The 15,164-nt window shown below is 45.0% G+C and carries 10 protein-coding genes and 1 pseudogene; 6 read left to right on the forward strand and 5 right to left on the reverse strand.

The features are described 5' to 3' along the window. Positions 1-72 precede the first annotated feature (72 nt). Positions 73-4,059: an ATP-dependent RNA helicase HrpA gene (hrpA, locus tag FKN16_RS03920; RefSeq protein ID WP_170902045.1), complete on the reverse strand. Its 3,987-nt coding sequence runs from the start codon at positions 4,057-4,059 to the stop codon at positions 73-75. A gap of 185 nt (positions 4,060-4,244) precedes the next feature. Here hrpA and FKN16_RS03925 point away from each other — a divergent pair, with 185 nt between their 5' ends. Beyond that, positions 4,245-4,829: an FMN-dependent NADH-azoreductase gene (locus FKN16_RS03925; RefSeq protein ID WP_046875241.1), complete on the forward strand. Its 585-nt coding sequence runs from the start codon at positions 4,245-4,247 to the stop codon at positions 4,827-4,829. 74 nt (positions 4,830-4,903) lie between these two features. Here FKN16_RS03925 and FKN16_RS03930 read toward each other — a convergent pair whose 3' ends face one another. Together FKN16_RS03930 and FKN16_RS03935 are read right to left on the reverse strand one after the other, a co-directional pair. Next, a complete protein-coding gene (locus FKN16_RS03930; RefSeq protein WP_240497970.1) occupies positions 4,904-5,320 on the reverse strand; it encodes a hypothetical protein in 417 nt (138 codons plus the stop codon). A 65-nt stretch (positions 5,321-5,385) separates the two neighbouring features. Beyond that, positions 5,386-6,690, reverse strand: a pseudogene (locus FKN16_RS03935) (MipA/OmpV family protein). Between the two features lie 237 nt (positions 6,691-6,927). On the opposite strand from FKN16_RS03935, the gene FKN16_RS03940 reads away from it, so the two are divergent. From FKN16_RS03940 to FKN16_RS03950, 3 genes are all read left to right on the forward strand, one after another. Further along, entirely contained in the window at positions 6,928-7,278 is a 351-nt protein-coding gene (locus FKN16_RS03940; protein WP_005377676.1) for a hypothetical protein, read from the forward strand. A gap of 9 nt (positions 7,279-7,287) precedes the next feature. Continuing rightward, a complete protein-coding gene (locus FKN16_RS03945) occupies positions 7,288-9,228 on the forward strand; it encodes an alkaline phosphatase D family protein (protein WP_170902046.1) in 1,941 nt (646 codons plus the stop codon). Between the two features lie 190 nt (positions 9,229-9,418). Next, positions 9,419-9,859: a TerB family tellurite resistance protein gene (locus tag FKN16_RS03950; protein WP_005394215.1), complete on the forward strand. Its 441-nt coding sequence runs from the start codon at positions 9,419-9,421 to the stop codon at positions 9,857-9,859. A 251-nt stretch (positions 9,860-10,110) separates the two neighbouring features. Here FKN16_RS03950 and FKN16_RS03955 read toward each other — a convergent pair whose 3' ends face one another. Further along, a complete protein-coding gene (locus FKN16_RS03955; protein ID WP_005394213.1) occupies positions 10,111-10,641 on the reverse strand; it encodes a 3'-5' exonuclease in 531 nt (176 codons plus the stop codon). A gap of 83 nt (positions 10,642-10,724) precedes the next feature. Next, positions 10,725-12,266: a sensor domain-containing diguanylate cyclase gene (locus FKN16_RS03960; protein WP_170902047.1), complete on the reverse strand. Its 1,542-nt coding sequence runs from the start codon at positions 12,264-12,266 to the stop codon at positions 10,725-10,727. A gap of 289 nt (positions 12,267-12,555) precedes the next feature. Here FKN16_RS03960 and FKN16_RS03965 point away from each other — a divergent pair, with 289 nt between their 5' ends. Both FKN16_RS03965 and FKN16_RS03970 read left to right on the forward strand, forming a co-directional pair. Next, on the forward strand, positions 12,556-13,188 hold the full coding sequence (locus FKN16_RS03965) for a DUF2760 domain-containing protein (protein WP_170902048.1): 633 nt from the start codon (positions 12,556-12,558) through the stop codon (positions 13,186-13,188). Further along, positions 13,188-15,143 (forward strand): Hsp70 family protein, encoded by a 1,956-nt coding sequence (locus FKN16_RS03970; protein ID WP_170902049.1) that lies wholly within the window; start codon positions 13,188-13,190, stop codon positions 15,141-15,143. Before FKN16_RS03965 ends, FKN16_RS03970 begins: the two co-directional genes overlap by 1 nt. Positions 15,144-15,164 lie beyond the last annotated feature (21 nt).

Consider the following 15,164-nt stretch of genomic DNA (forward strand, 5'->3'; position numbering starts at 1 on the left):
AGTTACTAGCAATTAGTGTACCAGTAACCTCATACGCGATAATTACAAATCTGACGCTATTTTACTGGTTGATTAGCAAGCATCAATCGCGTTTTTGACTCGTTTATCAGAAACAGGATAAGGAGTGCCTAATTGTTGAGCAAAGTAACTCACGCGAAGCTCTTCAATCATCCAACGCACTTCCTTTACGTTTTCAGGAATGGCCACACCTTTCGGGATCTTGTTCAGCAACTCTTTATAGTCTTGAGTCACAGATTCAATCTTCAGCATGTGTAAACGATCTTTGTTTGGATCGATTGGCAACTTCTCCATACGACGCTCTATCGCACGCATGTAGCGAAGAATATCCGGCAAGCGTTTCCAGCCACATTCCGTCGCAAAACCTTTGAAGATCAAGCCTTCAATTTGTGCTTTGATATCCGACAGAGCAAACGCCATTGTGAAGTCGATTTTGCCTTTTAGCTTCTTATTGATGCTGAACGCCGTTGTCAGAATAGTCTCAACCTGTTTCGCGATCTCTACAACGGTATCACCCAGTTCAGCACGAACGTGTTCTTTCAACGCTTCGAACTTCTCGGGCTCCCAAACTAAGCCCCCCTGCTCTTCGATAAGCTTATCGACACCACAGGCGATACAGTCATCGATCAGATCAAGCACTTTGCCGTAAGGGTTAAAGTACAAACCCAACTTCGATTTGTTCGGTAAGTTAGCATGCAAATATTTAATTGGAGACGGCACATTCAACAAAATCAAACGACGTTGACCAGCACGCATTGCCGTTATCTGCTCGTACTCCGTTTCGTAGAGTTTGATTTCAACGCTGTCTTTGCTATCAACAAGTGCTGGATATGCTTTTACATCGTAGCCACCACGTTTTTGTTGATACACTTTCGGCAATTCACCGAAGCTCCACGTATGCAGACCTTGCTGTTCAATATCGTCATCCGCAACTTTAGAAAGCGTTTCTTGAACTTTGTCTTTCAAGCTCTCTTTCAATTCGTGAAGGTCTTTATGTTCCTTCAGTTTACGATTTCGATGATCAACCGCTCGGAACGTGACTTTCAAGTGCTCAGGCACCTGTTCCAAGTTCCAGTCTTCACGCAATACTTCTACACCCGTCATGCGGCGCAGTTCTTTTTCTAGCGAGTCTAGCAGCGGTGCTTCCATTGGCGTGACGCGTGCTAAGAATGCATCGGCATAGTTTGGCGCAGGCACAAAGTTCTTACGAATCGTCTTCGGCAGCGATTTAATCAAACTAACAATAAGCTCATGACGCAAACCCGGGATCTGCCAGTCAAAGCCCGCTGGTTCAACTTGGTTTAAAATCGGCAACGGCAAATGCACTGTGACACCGTCACTATCATCGCCCGGTTCAAATTGGTAACTCAACTTGAGCTTCAAACCATTTTGATGCCAGAAGTTCGGGTAATCCAAATCGGTGACATGACTAGCATCGCCCTTGAACAGCATCTCTTTTTCAAAGTTCAGCAGTTCAGGATCTTCTTTCGATGCTTTTTTCCACCACGTATCGAAATGTTTACCAGACACCACTTCGGTACCAACACGTTGGTCATAGAAATCAAACAGCTCATCATCATCCACCAAGATGTCACGACGACGAGATTTGTGTTCAAGCTCTTCCACTTCTTGCAGAAGCTTACGGTTTTGTTTAAAGAACGCGTGTTTGGTTTCCCACTCGCCTTCCACCAGCGCACTACGAATAAAGATTTCGCGGCTAACGGTCGGATCGATACTGCCGTAGTTGACCAAACGCTTCGGTACGATTGGTACGCCGTAAAGCATGACTTTTTCATGCGCCATCACCGCCGCGCGTTTCTTCGACCAATGTGGTTCGCTGTAACTGCGCTTGATAAGATGTTTGGCTAATGGCTCAATCCACTCAGGCTGAATCTTGGCAATGATGCGACCCCATAGTTTCGAGGTTTCCACCAACTCGGCTGACATTATCCACTTAGGTTGTTTCTTAAATAGACCCGATGCAGGGAAGATATTGAAACGAGCGTTGCGCGCGCCTTGATATTCATTCTTTTCTTGGTCTTTCATACCGATGTGCGACAACAAACCAACCAAGATCGCACTGTGTACACCATGGTAAGAAGCTGGCTCATCGTTAAGTTTGAATTCCATTTCACGCATCGATTGATGAATTTGGAAGTAAACGTCTTGCCACTCGCGAACGCGTAAGTAGTTCAAATAATCTTGCTTACACTGCTTGCGGAACTGGTTACTAGACAACGCTTTTTGCTGCTTTTGGATATATTCCCACAAATTCACAAACGTCAGGAAGTCCGACTCTTCATGGAAGAAACGACGGTGCTTATCATCTGATGATTGTTGTTTGTCTGAAGGACGCTCGCGTGGATCTTGAATCGACAAGGCCGCTGCAATGATCATCACTTCTTTAAGCGCACCATATTTTGGCGCTTCCAAAACCATACGCGCCAAGCGTGGGTCGATTGGCAAACGAGCTAATTGGCGACCGATGGAAGTCAGGCGTTTTTTCGGGTCTTTTACCTCAGAATTAATCGCGCCAAGCTCTTCCAGCAAACGAACACCATCTTGGATGTTACGTTTGTCCGGCGCTTCCACAAATGGGAAGGCTTGAATGTCGCCCAAGCCAAGTGCGGTCATCTGTAAGATAACCGATGCTAGGTTGGTACGCAGGATCTCGGGATCGGTAAACTCTGGGCGCGACTCAAAATCTTCCTCTGAGTACAGACGGATACAGATACCCTCTTCCACACGACCACAACGACCTTTACGTTGGTTCGCACTCGCCTGAGAAACCGGCTCAATTGGAAGACGCTGAACCTTAGTTCGGTAACTGTAGCGGCTAATGCGCGCCGTGCCCGGGTCGATAACATACTTGATGCCCGGAACGGTTAGCGAGGTTTCTGCCACGTTGGTTGCCAGTACAATTCGGCGACCAGCATGAGGTTGGAAAATCTTGTTCTGCTCGCCCGCCGACAAACGCGCGTAAAGCGGCACAATTTCCGTGCTCTTCAGATTACGTTTGGACAATGCATCTGCGGTATCACGAATTTCACGCTCACCGTTCATGAAGATCAGGATGTCACCTAAACCTTCATCGCACAATTCGTCTACCGCTTCGAAGATGCCTTCAAGTTGGTCACGATCATTGTCGTCATCACCGCTTAGTGGGCGGTAACGGGTTTCTACTGGGTAAGTACGACCTGACACTTCAATAATTGGTGCATTGTTGAAGTGTTTTGAAAAACGCTCTGGGTCGATGGTTGCCGACGTGATAATTACTTTCAAATCAGGACGGCGTGGTAGCAACTCTTTCAAGTAACCCAAGATGAAATCGATGTTAAGGCTGCGCTCGTGCGCTTCATCGATAATAATGGTGTCGTATTGATTCAAGAAACGGTCATGCTGAATTTCAGCCAACAAGATACCGTCCGTCATCAATTTGATTTGGGTATTTTCAGAGATCTGATCGTTGAATCGAACCTTGTAACCAACAAACTCACCAAGCTTGGTTTCCATCTCTTCGGCAATACGGTTAGCAACCGAACGCGCTGCAAGACGACGAGGCTGAGTATGACCAATCAGACCGAACTTACCGCGACCAAGCTCAGCGCAGGTTTTTGGCAGCTGAGTGGTTTTACCAGAACCGGTTTCACCCGCGACGATAACCACTTGGTTTTCTTCAATAGCTTTAGCGATGTCGTCACGCTTTTGGCTGACGGGCAGAATTTCTGGGTATTCAATCGTTGGTTTGTAGTTGCTGCGTTGTTCCGCAACCATCATCGATTTAGCAATGTCGAGTGCAATTTCATCAAACACAGCATTACGTGCTGCATCTTTCTTAATTTTGCTCGCACCAGAAATGCGTTTACTTAAACGGAAGCGGTCACGCATCATGCACTGGCTTAACGCTTTGCGTAGAGACGCCGCGCTATTCACTTGAGCCTGAGGTGCTTTATCTTGTTTCGCTGTCGCCTTTTGCACACCATTTGACGGTGTCGCTTGCTCTTCAGCGGGATTCTTTTTTGGGGGCTGTGACGAAGTCAAAGCGTTTCCTATTCTTTTCATTACAAAAACTGCGCGGATTGTATCACACAAGATCTGCAACAAGATAACCGAAACCACATTCAAATTTTTCGAACATGTTCAGCGAATCCCTATACTTTTTAACCAACGTGCCTCTCTTATAATGGCTCCCATAGTCAAAAGCACTTATTTAAGGAATAACCATTATGTCTCGTGTACTAGCTCTAAAATCAAGCATCCTTGGCGATTACTCTCAATCAAACAAACTGGTTGAAGACTTCATCAAAAATGTAGACCAAGACAAGCTAACTGTTCGTGATTTGGCTGCAAACCCATTACCAGTTTTGGACTTCGCCGTTGCCACTGCACTTCGCGCAACGGAAGATCTTTCACAAGAACAACAAGCGGTTGTCGAACTGTCGGATACCCTTATTGAAGAAGTAAAAGCCGCAGACACTTTGGTTATTGCCGCACCAATGTATAACTTTACAATTCCAACTCAGCTTAAAAACTGGATTGATTTGATTGCTCGTGCTGGCGTGACATTCAAATACACTGAAAACGGCGTTCAAGGCCTGATCGAAGGTAAGAAAGCGATTGTCATCACGACTCGCGGTGGTATCCATAAAGATTCACCAACAGACAACGTCACACCATACCTGCGTACCGTGCTAGGTTTCGTTGGTATCACTGATGTGGAATTTGTTTATGCGGAAGCGCTAAACATGGGTGAAGATTTCGCTGCGAAAGGCATTTCTGAAGCGCAGAGCCAACTTGCAGCGATAGCGTAAATTGGCCAAGCTAGATAGAAGAATGTAAATAACAAGGGATTGGTTCGCGCCAATCCCTTGTCGATCAAAATACCCTAATCGTGTTTAGAAATTATCTTATTTCTCCCAGAGCGATTCACTTTCTCTAAGTTGTGTAGCGCTTCGTGATAGAGCTTTTCCAAAGACTGCTCGGCTTCGTTTATCATATTCTCAATCATCGCATCAAACGCGACATCACTCGGAATTTCGAGATCGTCTCCAACGTCAACCTCAAGAGAATTGACGTACAACACTAACCATTCATCACCCTCTAAATGTCCTTCCCCGTGGACGACAAAAAAGCGCTTGGCAAATTCATCGTTGGTACAGTTTATCGCCTCAATTTGAATATTGAATGAGGAGTCGATACTCATGGTGCTCATGCCATCCGATTCATCAGATGCATCACAAACAGCCTTAACTTTGGCACGATACACGAAGGTTCGCGTTGAAAGCAGCATTGTATTATTCATCATTACTCATAATGGGCGATAAAGAAGTCAGTTGCAAATCCGACCTATATGCATCTTACGATGCTCTAAAACTCGAACTGGAAGTAAATGGTATTGTAGTTGCTCCCGCCTTTAATGCGCCCAAACTGGGACGCACTTTCGAAAATTGCTGAGCGGTGATGCAATGAATAACCCACCCACATATTTTCCCAGTTTTTTTGGTTGAATAAGTCACCTATATTTACATCAAACGAGAAGTCTAAGTAGTTCAGTAGCTTACTTGGTGTATAACCCTTGTCTTCCATTTCGGTTCCTTCGATGTAGGTAATGTTGTCGACGTATGACATACCTTCCGCAACACCAAATCGCCAAGTCGTTGGCCAATTAACGGTATAATAAGCCTTAATCGCCATCACGTATTCTGTGCTCGCGGACTGAACACTTGACGACCAGTGATGAACCAAACCTGGCGTTAAATAAATATCAAGAGGAAAACCAAACAACTCGTCCGTTAGCGGGTGCCCATAAAACAGTGAAGTAAGTTGATTGTTGTATGGGTCTTTTTCTCTCTCAAAGCTAAATATTTCACCAATATTTGAAGGCGTCGCCCAACCATGCGCGATACGTAGGTATGGTTTATTGCTCAGTGCTGATTTCGGAGCTTTGCCTTTATCGTTGAAAAAGCCAAAACCGACAAACACTTCACCTTGATATCGGTCTTCTACAAGCTGGCTGTTGTAGGCATTATCATCTAAGCGAGTGACACTCGTTTCCCCCAATAAATACAAGTTGGAAGTCACATGATAACGCGCTTTGATGCCGAGGTTGGCGTCAAGTCCTGCTCCAATTCTTTCCCCAGTAACATCTTTAAACGCATAATATTCACTGTTGAAGTCAGCGTCTTTGTATCGAATCGTGATAGATGGCTCTAACTCCCAATCACCAAACGCATAATTAGCGGCAAGGCGATAATTAGAGTGAAACTGGAGTTCATCGTCCGTCATTAATTCTACTTCTGCGCGCCAGTTGTCGTTAATGCTATAACGAACTTGACCACCGAAGTCGACTCTGTCCCCTTCATTGGCATTTTGTAGCGACATGGGAATATCAACAAATCTCAATCGCATAATCGCACTCGCGCGCCAGTCAGAATCACTCTCGTCATACAGAAAAACGCCGCCTTCAATGCCATTGATATACAAATGCTAGTTTTCAAAGAACATCATTGGTACAAATGTACTCACCGTCGAGTCATTATCGGACGTATAAAACGGGATCGATGCGGTGCGATACATCGCTGCAATTCCCCACGTTTGCTCTTCTACACCATACGCAGAAGAAGCCATCGCAGCTAAAGGCAAAGTGAGTGTTGTTAGAATTAATCTCTTCATGAGTTCGAAAAATGTTGGTTGAGAAGCAGGCAAACATCAATGATTTGCCATTTAAAGCTTATGTTCTTCTGATGATAGCCGTTACAATGACAAATGTTGTCATCCTCGTGACAGTTTGAGTCCCAAGATTATATTAATATTGCACGCCTAGATGAGCTTGTTTGTGAATATTTTTACTATCGTAACAAGCTCTTAAAACTCTAGCTTAGTTCTAAATCAAACATAATGAAGTAAAAAGTGAAAGCATCAGAACTTATCTCTACCTTGAATCATTTACCCGCAGACACGGACCCAGACATTGTGATGGGAGAAGCATGGCTGCCTGAAAGGTTGATAGGGACTCAACTTGATGGTGACATGTTATTTTTGCACTTTGATAATGCTCCAGAAGATGGTCAGGGAGACGAAGAGGGACGCGGCTTCGTCGAGCACGAAATAGATCTAATCAGAACGCGACTTCAGCAGATTTTGGATGAAGACAGTGATAACGCGTCAAAAGCCGATGCTATGCTAGGTTTATTCCTTATGGGACATGAACTTAGCAGTTCACAAGTTATCGAAATATTAGAAGAAGAAGCTGACACATAAGGAGCCGTTTTGCCAGCATTGATGAATACGACTGAAACATCTTCACTTCCTCTTATCGTTGCAGGTCCGATTTTGCGCAAAGTGACCGCAACTGAAATCAATATTTGGCTAGTCACCACCCAACGCTTGGAGGGTATGGTGCAAATTACGGATGAAAACGCCTCCGTCCTTCATCAAGCCCCCTTAAGTGAGCAAAAAGAACAGCTTCAAATCGGTCTCAATGCGTGGTGCTGTTTGTTGCAATTAAAGGGCGAGTTTCCGACCCATCAAACGTTACGCTATCAAATACAAACACAACACGGCTCAGTAACGGAACTGCTTCCTCATCTGACTTATGAACGAGATAACTGTCCAAATTTGGGCGTTGAGTTCCTAATCAGCGAAAAAGCAGATTATGTCCTGCATGGCTCGTGCCGGAATCCCCACCACTTCAGTAAAGATACATTGGTCGCTGCGGATCATAAAATCGCATCTCAAACCATCGAAGAAAGACCAGATATGCTCATCATGAGTGGTGACCAAATCTACGCAGACCATGTTGCAGGCCCTACTCTGGACGCCATCGAACAAGTCATTGCCCTGCTCGGTTTACCGGGCGAAGAATTCGAGCAAGCGCCGATAAAAAATACCAATGCCCTCTACCAGCACTCAGCTTGTTATTATGGTCGGGACAAATTGTTGCCTCATTATGTGAATGATGGCAGTTTACTGAGTACGTTTTTCCCGCACAGAGGGACGCCAATATTCAGCGCCAAAGAGTGTGAAAACCATCTAATAAGCTTTGCCGAATGCTTTGCAATGTACTTATTGGTTTGGTCTCCAACCTTATGGAAGCTCATTCGGACAGCTCGCTTATTAGAAAATGAGTTTACTGTCGGCGGAGCAACTCTCGATCCTAAATGGCAGCAGCAATGGCGCGAAGAAAAAGCTCAAATAGATAAATTCGTCTCAGGTCTGGATAAGGTTCAACGCCTACTTGCTCACATTCCAACCTACATGATCTTTGATGATCACGATGTTACCGACGATTGGAACCTTACCATAGGCTGGGAACAAGCCGCGTACAGCAACGCCTTTGCGAAACGTATTATCGGGAACAGCCTGATTGCCTACTGGCTCTGCCAAGGGTGGGGAAACGCGCCAGAAAAATTCAATGATGAGTTTATGAGTATCGCTCGACACTTTTTCAACGAGGGTTCCTCACAAACTCAAGATGCATTTATTCAATATTTGTATCGCTTTGAGAATTGGCATTACACCATTCCGACGACGCCAAAAGTTGTCGTGCTAGATACGCGAACCAGACGCTGGCGTTCTGAGTCTAAAATGAACAAGCCCTCTGGGTTAATGGACTGGGAAGCAATGATTGAGTTCCACCAAGAACTTGTTCATCAAGACAAAGTTATCATTGTTTCTGCCGCGCCAATGTTCGGAGTGAAGTTTATCGAAGCACTGCAGCGAGTAGTGACGATGCTTGGTAAACCATTGATGGTCGATGCTGAAAACTGGATGGCGCACCCCGGAAGTGCGAATACGCTTATTAGTATTTTTACACATACTAAGACGCCGACCAATTTCGTTATTCTCTCTGGCGACGTGCACTACTCTTTTGCATACGACATTAAACTTCGCTACCGAAAAAATAGTCCGAATATCTATCAAATCACCTGTAGCGGAATTAAAAATCAGTTCCCAACCCAATTGCTCAATATTTGTGATGGTCTAGATAGACTGCTATATAGCCCTCGTTCGCCTTTAAACTGGTTCACAAAACGTAAGCGGCTAAAGATCTACAAACGCGCACCAAGTTCGCACAATTTTTATCGCTTAGTTAACCACAGCGCCATTGGTGAGCTGCGTCTTGATGACGAAGGAAAGCCGAGCCAAATTAGCATTCTAACGAGCGATGGCGAAGAGGTACATTTTCCACCAACTCGTGCAGAAGGCTAAATCTCGCTCCCAAAATGACTTGCCCTTTCTTGAAGACAAGTCATTTTTGACTGAACTTAAAAGTACGAGGGATTTGGGTAGATGAGCAAAGCTCTTGACTGTCAACGGCGTGCTAAATTTGATACCACACCTTGAGATCTACCGTATTTATGACCATGTTAACCAAATAAACAATAGCTCGGTGTTCAATATGTTTAACTCTCTTACCTCATTATTTAAACAGCTCATTGAAGGATCTGATTTAAGCCAAACCAACACACTCTCTCCAAATATGGCTATCGCGTGCTTGCTGTGTGAAGTATCTGGCGCAGACCATAACGTCGATGATAAAGAACAAGAAACAAAGCGTTCATTATTGATGAAGCTCCTATCATTAAATGAAGAAGAATCAAACGCTTTGTTAGAGCAAGCGCAACAGAAAATAAAAGATTCTGCGTCTCTGTACGATTTTACTTCTCAACTGAGAGAACTGACTCAAGAAACGCGCTACAACTTAATCAAAAGCATGTGGGAAGTGGCGTATGCCGATGGCGAAATTGATCCACTAGAAGATGCAGTGATCCGCAAAACAGCAGAACTACTCTACGTTGATCACAGTGAGTTCATTCGAGCAAAGTTGCAATCTCAGTAAGGCAACAAGGTAAACATGTAAGTCGCGCAAGCTATTTCAAGTCTACCGTGAAATGATGTCGAAGATGAGTTTTATAGCCATAAAAAAACGCGCATTACGCGCGTTTTTTCGATAAGCCAACGACATTGTTATTAAAATACTGGTCAAGATATGAATGTGTTTAACGAGCTCTACACTAAACAGATTCCATGACAAAACAACAATGGGTGAATGACGATTTGATTACAAGTTTGCCTATCTATATCGGACCATTAAAGCATAGTCAGAGCAAGCTTCGCTAAATTGTACGCATCCACATAACCAGAATGTTGGCGCCCTTCCCAATCAATGCCTTTTGCTTCTTGAGCTGCTCGGTGACCAATACGCTTATCCTTAAGACGATTTTGAATGCGATAAAGCGTTGCTAAGTTGATGAACTCCGTAAACGGTGCTTCAATACCTTTTTGCTTACACTCTTCAAGCAGGATGAGGTCATCTCGGCCCCATGATGCATAAATCTTGTTTCGACCACCAAAGTTCTTAACCATGGATTTGAGCACTTCTTCTAATGGGCGCCCTTGTTTTTCAATTTTACGCGGCGTAATACCTGTTAGCTCGGCACAAAACAGCGAAACTTCATCATGTTCAGGTTTTACGTAGTATTGAGCTCGCTTGACTATCTCGCCTCTAGACAAATCTATTTCAGCCAACCCAACTTCGATAATTTCACCCGTGCTGCCGACACCATTTTCGTTCCAGCAACACATTTCTAAATCGAAGCATACAATACGGTTATGGTTCATAGTTTGTCTTGATTCCTAACATAAAATTTTAAAGCGTGGGATTCTACCGTAACACGGTGTAAAACTCGAATTTGCGCGCCCATTTAATCGCCAATCGACACATTATTACGACCGTTTTTTTTACTCAAATAAAGTTGATTATCCATTTTGTGATACAGGCTTTCAGGATCTTCATCTTTATGGACAGCCGCGCCGATACTTAACGTGCAAATGATTGAAGCATCGCCATAGTCAAAAGCCGTACTTGCCACGATGCTCCGCAACTTTTCCAGATAAGCTTCCAGTGCTTCTTTATCAATGACTTTAGAAATAATACAGAACTCATCACCACCAGCACGATAAAATCGGTCTCCAGGCTTTAGATTCGCACTGACTAGCTTAGTCACATGCTGCAATGCTTCATCTCCCCCTAAATGACCGTGCTTGTCATTGATAACTTTGAAGTGGTCGATATCAAAACCAACCAATGCAAAGCTAACACCTTTGTTTATCTGTCTAAGCAAATGATCGTTAAACGCTCGGCGATTGAGTAACTGAGTTAGAGGGTCACGCTCAGCCATCCTTTTTAATTCGACGGTTTTAAGCTCTAACATGACCGCCAAGCGCTCTTTTTCTCGTGACTGTAAATTCACAATCCAACTAATCAAAAAGGCGATTACCAACCCGGCTAATGTCGTGCCCGCTAAAATAGAACGCTCCCAAGCAGAGACGGCATCAGAAAGTTTAAAATCAATCCGCCACTCACGATTAGGCAGTTGAATGGTACGGCTTATAACCGTTCCTCGAATGTTATCCCAGTTTGAACTTTGGAAGAGAACGGGGTCATCTGCTGCGTCAAAGCCTAAATCTTCTACGCGCACCGACATATCTAGCTCAGTCGCGGTTTTCGTGATCAAATCCTCAAAGTAAACCGTACTTCGAATCACCCCTGTCACTACACCTAATAAATGTTTGTTCTCGAAGTCAAACACTGGATGGAACACTAGCAGCCCAGTTTTAGGAATGGACTTGTCATACCCATCTTGCAGTAAGCGAACTTTATCCGAGACATTTGCTCGCCCATTTGTGGATATATCATCCAAGATGAGATCGAAGCGTTTACGTGAAAAATAGAAACCTAATAGAGAAAGGTTTTCTGGTGTTCTTGGATAAATATCCGATGCGATAAAAATTGGCTCTTTGTGTTCAAAAATGTACCCGTAGGTTTTGGGGCCATCTTTAGGAACGGTAAACGGTTGGAAATCAGGAAATGTTTGACGGGTCTTTAAAATATGCTCATCAAGGTCTTCGAATTCGACCTTTTGCATCCATTGAAGTCCGATTAGACTTCGCGAGCTATTGATTACTTGTTCCGCATACATTGGGAACGAAGACCAATAGGTGCGTTCAATCGAATGAAAAAAGTTTGCACCTGCACCAATAAACTTTAAATCATTTTCGACGTTCGCTTTCAGTGATTCTGCTTGTCGGTCAGCTAAAGTATCAAACGTCGTCTGCGTATATCGTTGCTGCATCGTATAAGCAGCACCGACCACACCAGCAGTGACACACAACGTCGCTGCAAAAGCTAGAATAGAGTCTGAATGTCGTTTGATAACGCTCTTGTGAGCGGTGCTTTGTGTCATATCGTAATTTTGATACTTCCGTAAGTTAAACTTCGGGATCTATTGAAATACTGCGTTAGCAACGCACAAACATCAAGCAACAACCTATGCTGGGCAGTCCGATCGTCGATTTTTCACGCTGTTCGTACGGTATAGTCACGAATTATTACAGCCTTAAGCCTTGAATATGCTACCATCCGTCATCATTTTAATGTCTAAACTTGGTGCAAGATCGCAAAGACGATCGTTTTAGTGAACACATATGAGCCAATACTGAGCACCAATAATCAATAGAAAGAGAAAAAACGTCATGAACATTGATTTGAACCTAATTCCTCAAACGTTCGATATGCTTCACGCTGGCCTAACCGCATCGAGCGTTTTGCTTCTTTTAGTCGCGGTCTCTCGCAAATCAAAAGTGGTTGAGAAAGTCGTAGAAAAACCGGTCGAGAAAATCGTCGAAGTTGAGAAGCCAGTTGAGAAGATCGTCGAAGTAGAAAAAGTCGTTGAAGTTGAGAAAGTCGTAGAAAAAGTGGTGGAAGTTGAATCGAAACTCGCAACAGCTTCTACTGATTCTGCAATGCAGCTACTTTCTATCATGCAACAAGAAGCTCGTCTGATTGACTTCCTACAAGAAGACCTAACGTCATTCTCTGATGAAGAAGTAGGCGCAGCAGCTCGCGTAATTCATACTGGTGGCCAGAAAGTATTGAACGATTACGTAACACTTGCGCATGTTCGCAACGAAGACGAAGAAACTCGTATTACGGTTGAAGAAGGCTTCAACCCACAAGAAATCCGCCTTACTGGCAACGTGACAGGCAGCGCGCCATTCCAAGGCACGTTAGTGCACAAAGGCTGGAAGGCAACATCGATTAACCTTCCTAAGCTGGCTGAAAACTACGATGCATCTGTGATTGCTCCAGCCGAGGTTGAGCTGTAATGGAACACATGAACCAAGAAAACCATTCTCAAGAAGCGTCTGTTGAAACTCAACCGACGCCTAAATTCAGTGTTGGTATCGACTTAGGTACAACACACTGTGTCATGTCTTTTGTTGATACGCACGACGAAGACGCTCGCGTAGAAGTAATGCCTATCCCGCAGCTAACAGCTCCGGGTACTGTAGAAACTCGCAGCCAATTAGGCTCGTTCCTATACCAGCCGCATGAGCATGAAATGAACCCGCAATCACGCGTTCTTCCATGGTCGAGCGAGCCAAAAGCTCTGGTTGGTGCGATTGCTCGTAACCTAGGTTCAAAAACACCAATTCGTTTAGTTGCTAGTGCAAAATCTTGGCTTTGCCACGCTGGTGTAAACCGTCGTGACGCATTCCTACCAGCAGGTAGCCCAGAAGAAGTGGAAAAAGTATCCCCTCTTCGCGCGACAGAGCTATACCTTGAGCACCTAAAAGACGCTTGGAATCACGCGAATCCAAACCACAAACTTGCCGATCAAGACGTTACCATTACGGTTCCAGCTTCTTTCGATCCTGCGGCTCGTGACCTGACAGCCGAAGCTGCACGCAACGTTGGTTTTGTGCACCTAACGCTTCTAGAAGAACCTCAAGCTGCGCTTTACAACTGGATTGATAACAGCAACGACAAATGGCGCGACGAAGTTGAAGTTGGCGACATCGTGCTTGTGGTCGATATCGGTGGTGGTACAACCGACCTTTCTTTAGTTGAAGTAGCAGAAGACGAAGGCAACCTAACTCTGAACCGTATCGCGGTAGGTGAACATATCCTACTTGGCGGTGACAACATGGACCTTGCACTTGCGTACCGCTTGAAGATGAAGCTAGCGCAAGAAGGCAAAGAGCTACAGCCATGGCAAGTTCAGGCGATGACGCACGCATGTCGTGACGCGAAAGAAGCGCTATTGAACGACAGCGAGCTTCAGTCAGTACCAATCGTGGTACCAAGCCGCGGTTCTAAACTGCTTGGCGCAACGTTGAAGACAGAACTGACTCAAGAAGAAGTACAACAAACATTGGTTGACGGCTTCTTCCCTCAAGTTGCGATTACCGACCACCCTGTTCAACGTAACCGTGGCGCACTAACGCAAATGGGTCTGCCTTACGCACAAGATGCGGGTATTACTCGTCACATCGCAGCGTTCTTGTCTAAGCAAGCACACGCGCAAAGCGGTGGTGAATCAGCGCAAGCTCAAGATTTCAACCCATTTGCAAACATGCCAGGTATGCCAGGCGCGGAGGCAGCGCAATCGGCTGACTTCATCAAACCAACGGCAATCCTATTCAACGGTGGTGTGCTGAAATCAAAACTTCTAGCCACTCGTCTAGAAGACACGATTAACGAATGGCTAATTGAAGCAGACGCAGAAATGGCGAAACGCCTAACAGGTGTGGATCTAGACCTTGCGGTTGCTAGCGGTGCGGCTTACTACGGCTCTGTACGTCGTGGTCAAGGCGTTCGTATCCGTGGTGGTATTGCTTCGGCGTACTACGTGGGTATCGAAAGTGCGATGCCAGCGATTCCGGGCATGGCGCCTCCAATGGAAGCACTTTGTGTTGCACCATTTGGTATGGAAGAAGGTTCAAGCGTTGACGTACCAAGCCAAGAGTTTGGTTTGATCATCGGTCAGCCAGTTAACTTCCAATTCTTCGGCTCAACCGTTCGTCGTGACGACCTAGCAGGTACTCACCTTGACTACTGGGCACCAGAAGAGCTTGAAGAGCTACCAGAAATCCAAGTAACGCTGCCTGTATCAGAAGGTCGTCGTGAAGGTGAAGTGGTTCCAGTTACCCTAGCTTCTCGCGTAACAGAGCTTGGTACGCTTTACTTAGAAGCCATTGCCGCTGATAACGGGCAAAAATGGCATGTTGAGTTCGATGTGCGCGAAGACGCGAAGAGTGACTCAAACGAAGAACAATAATTAGAAGTCAAACGGCATCCA

Source organism: Vibrio sp. 11-4(1), from assembly GCF_013048625.1.
Lineage (GTDB): Bacteria > Pseudomonadota > Gammaproteobacteria > Enterobacterales > Vibrionaceae > Vibrio > Vibrio diabolicus.

What these genes read in the sequence shown, in the direction of transcription:
- FKN16_RS03925 (WP_046875241.1), top strand. Translation starts at nt 4,245, where the DNA reads ATGTCTCGTGTACTAGCTCTAAAATCAAGCATCCTTGGCGATTACTCT.
- FKN16_RS03930 (WP_240497970.1), bottom strand. Translation starts at nt 5,320, where the DNA reads ATGAATAATACAATGCTGCTTTCAACGCGAACCTTCGTGTATCGTGCC.
- FKN16_RS03950 (WP_005394215.1), top strand. Translation starts at nt 9,419, where the DNA reads ATGTTTAACTCTCTTACCTCATTATTTAAACAGCTCATTGAAGGATCT.
- FKN16_RS03955 (WP_005394213.1), bottom strand. Translation starts at nt 10,641, where the DNA reads ATGAACCATAACCGTATTGTATGCTTCGATTTAGAAATGTGTTGCTGG.
- FKN16_RS03960 (WP_170902047.1), bottom strand. Translation starts at nt 12,266, where the DNA reads ATGACACAAAGCACCGCTCACAAGAGCGTTATCAAACGACATTCAGAC.
- FKN16_RS03965 (WP_170902048.1), top strand. Translation starts at nt 12,556, where the DNA reads ATGAACATTGATTTGAACCTAATTCCTCAAACGTTCGATATGCTTCAC.
- FKN16_RS03970 (WP_170902049.1), top strand. Translation starts at nt 13,188, where the DNA reads ATGGAACACATGAACCAAGAAAACCATTCTCAAGAAGCGTCTGTTGAA.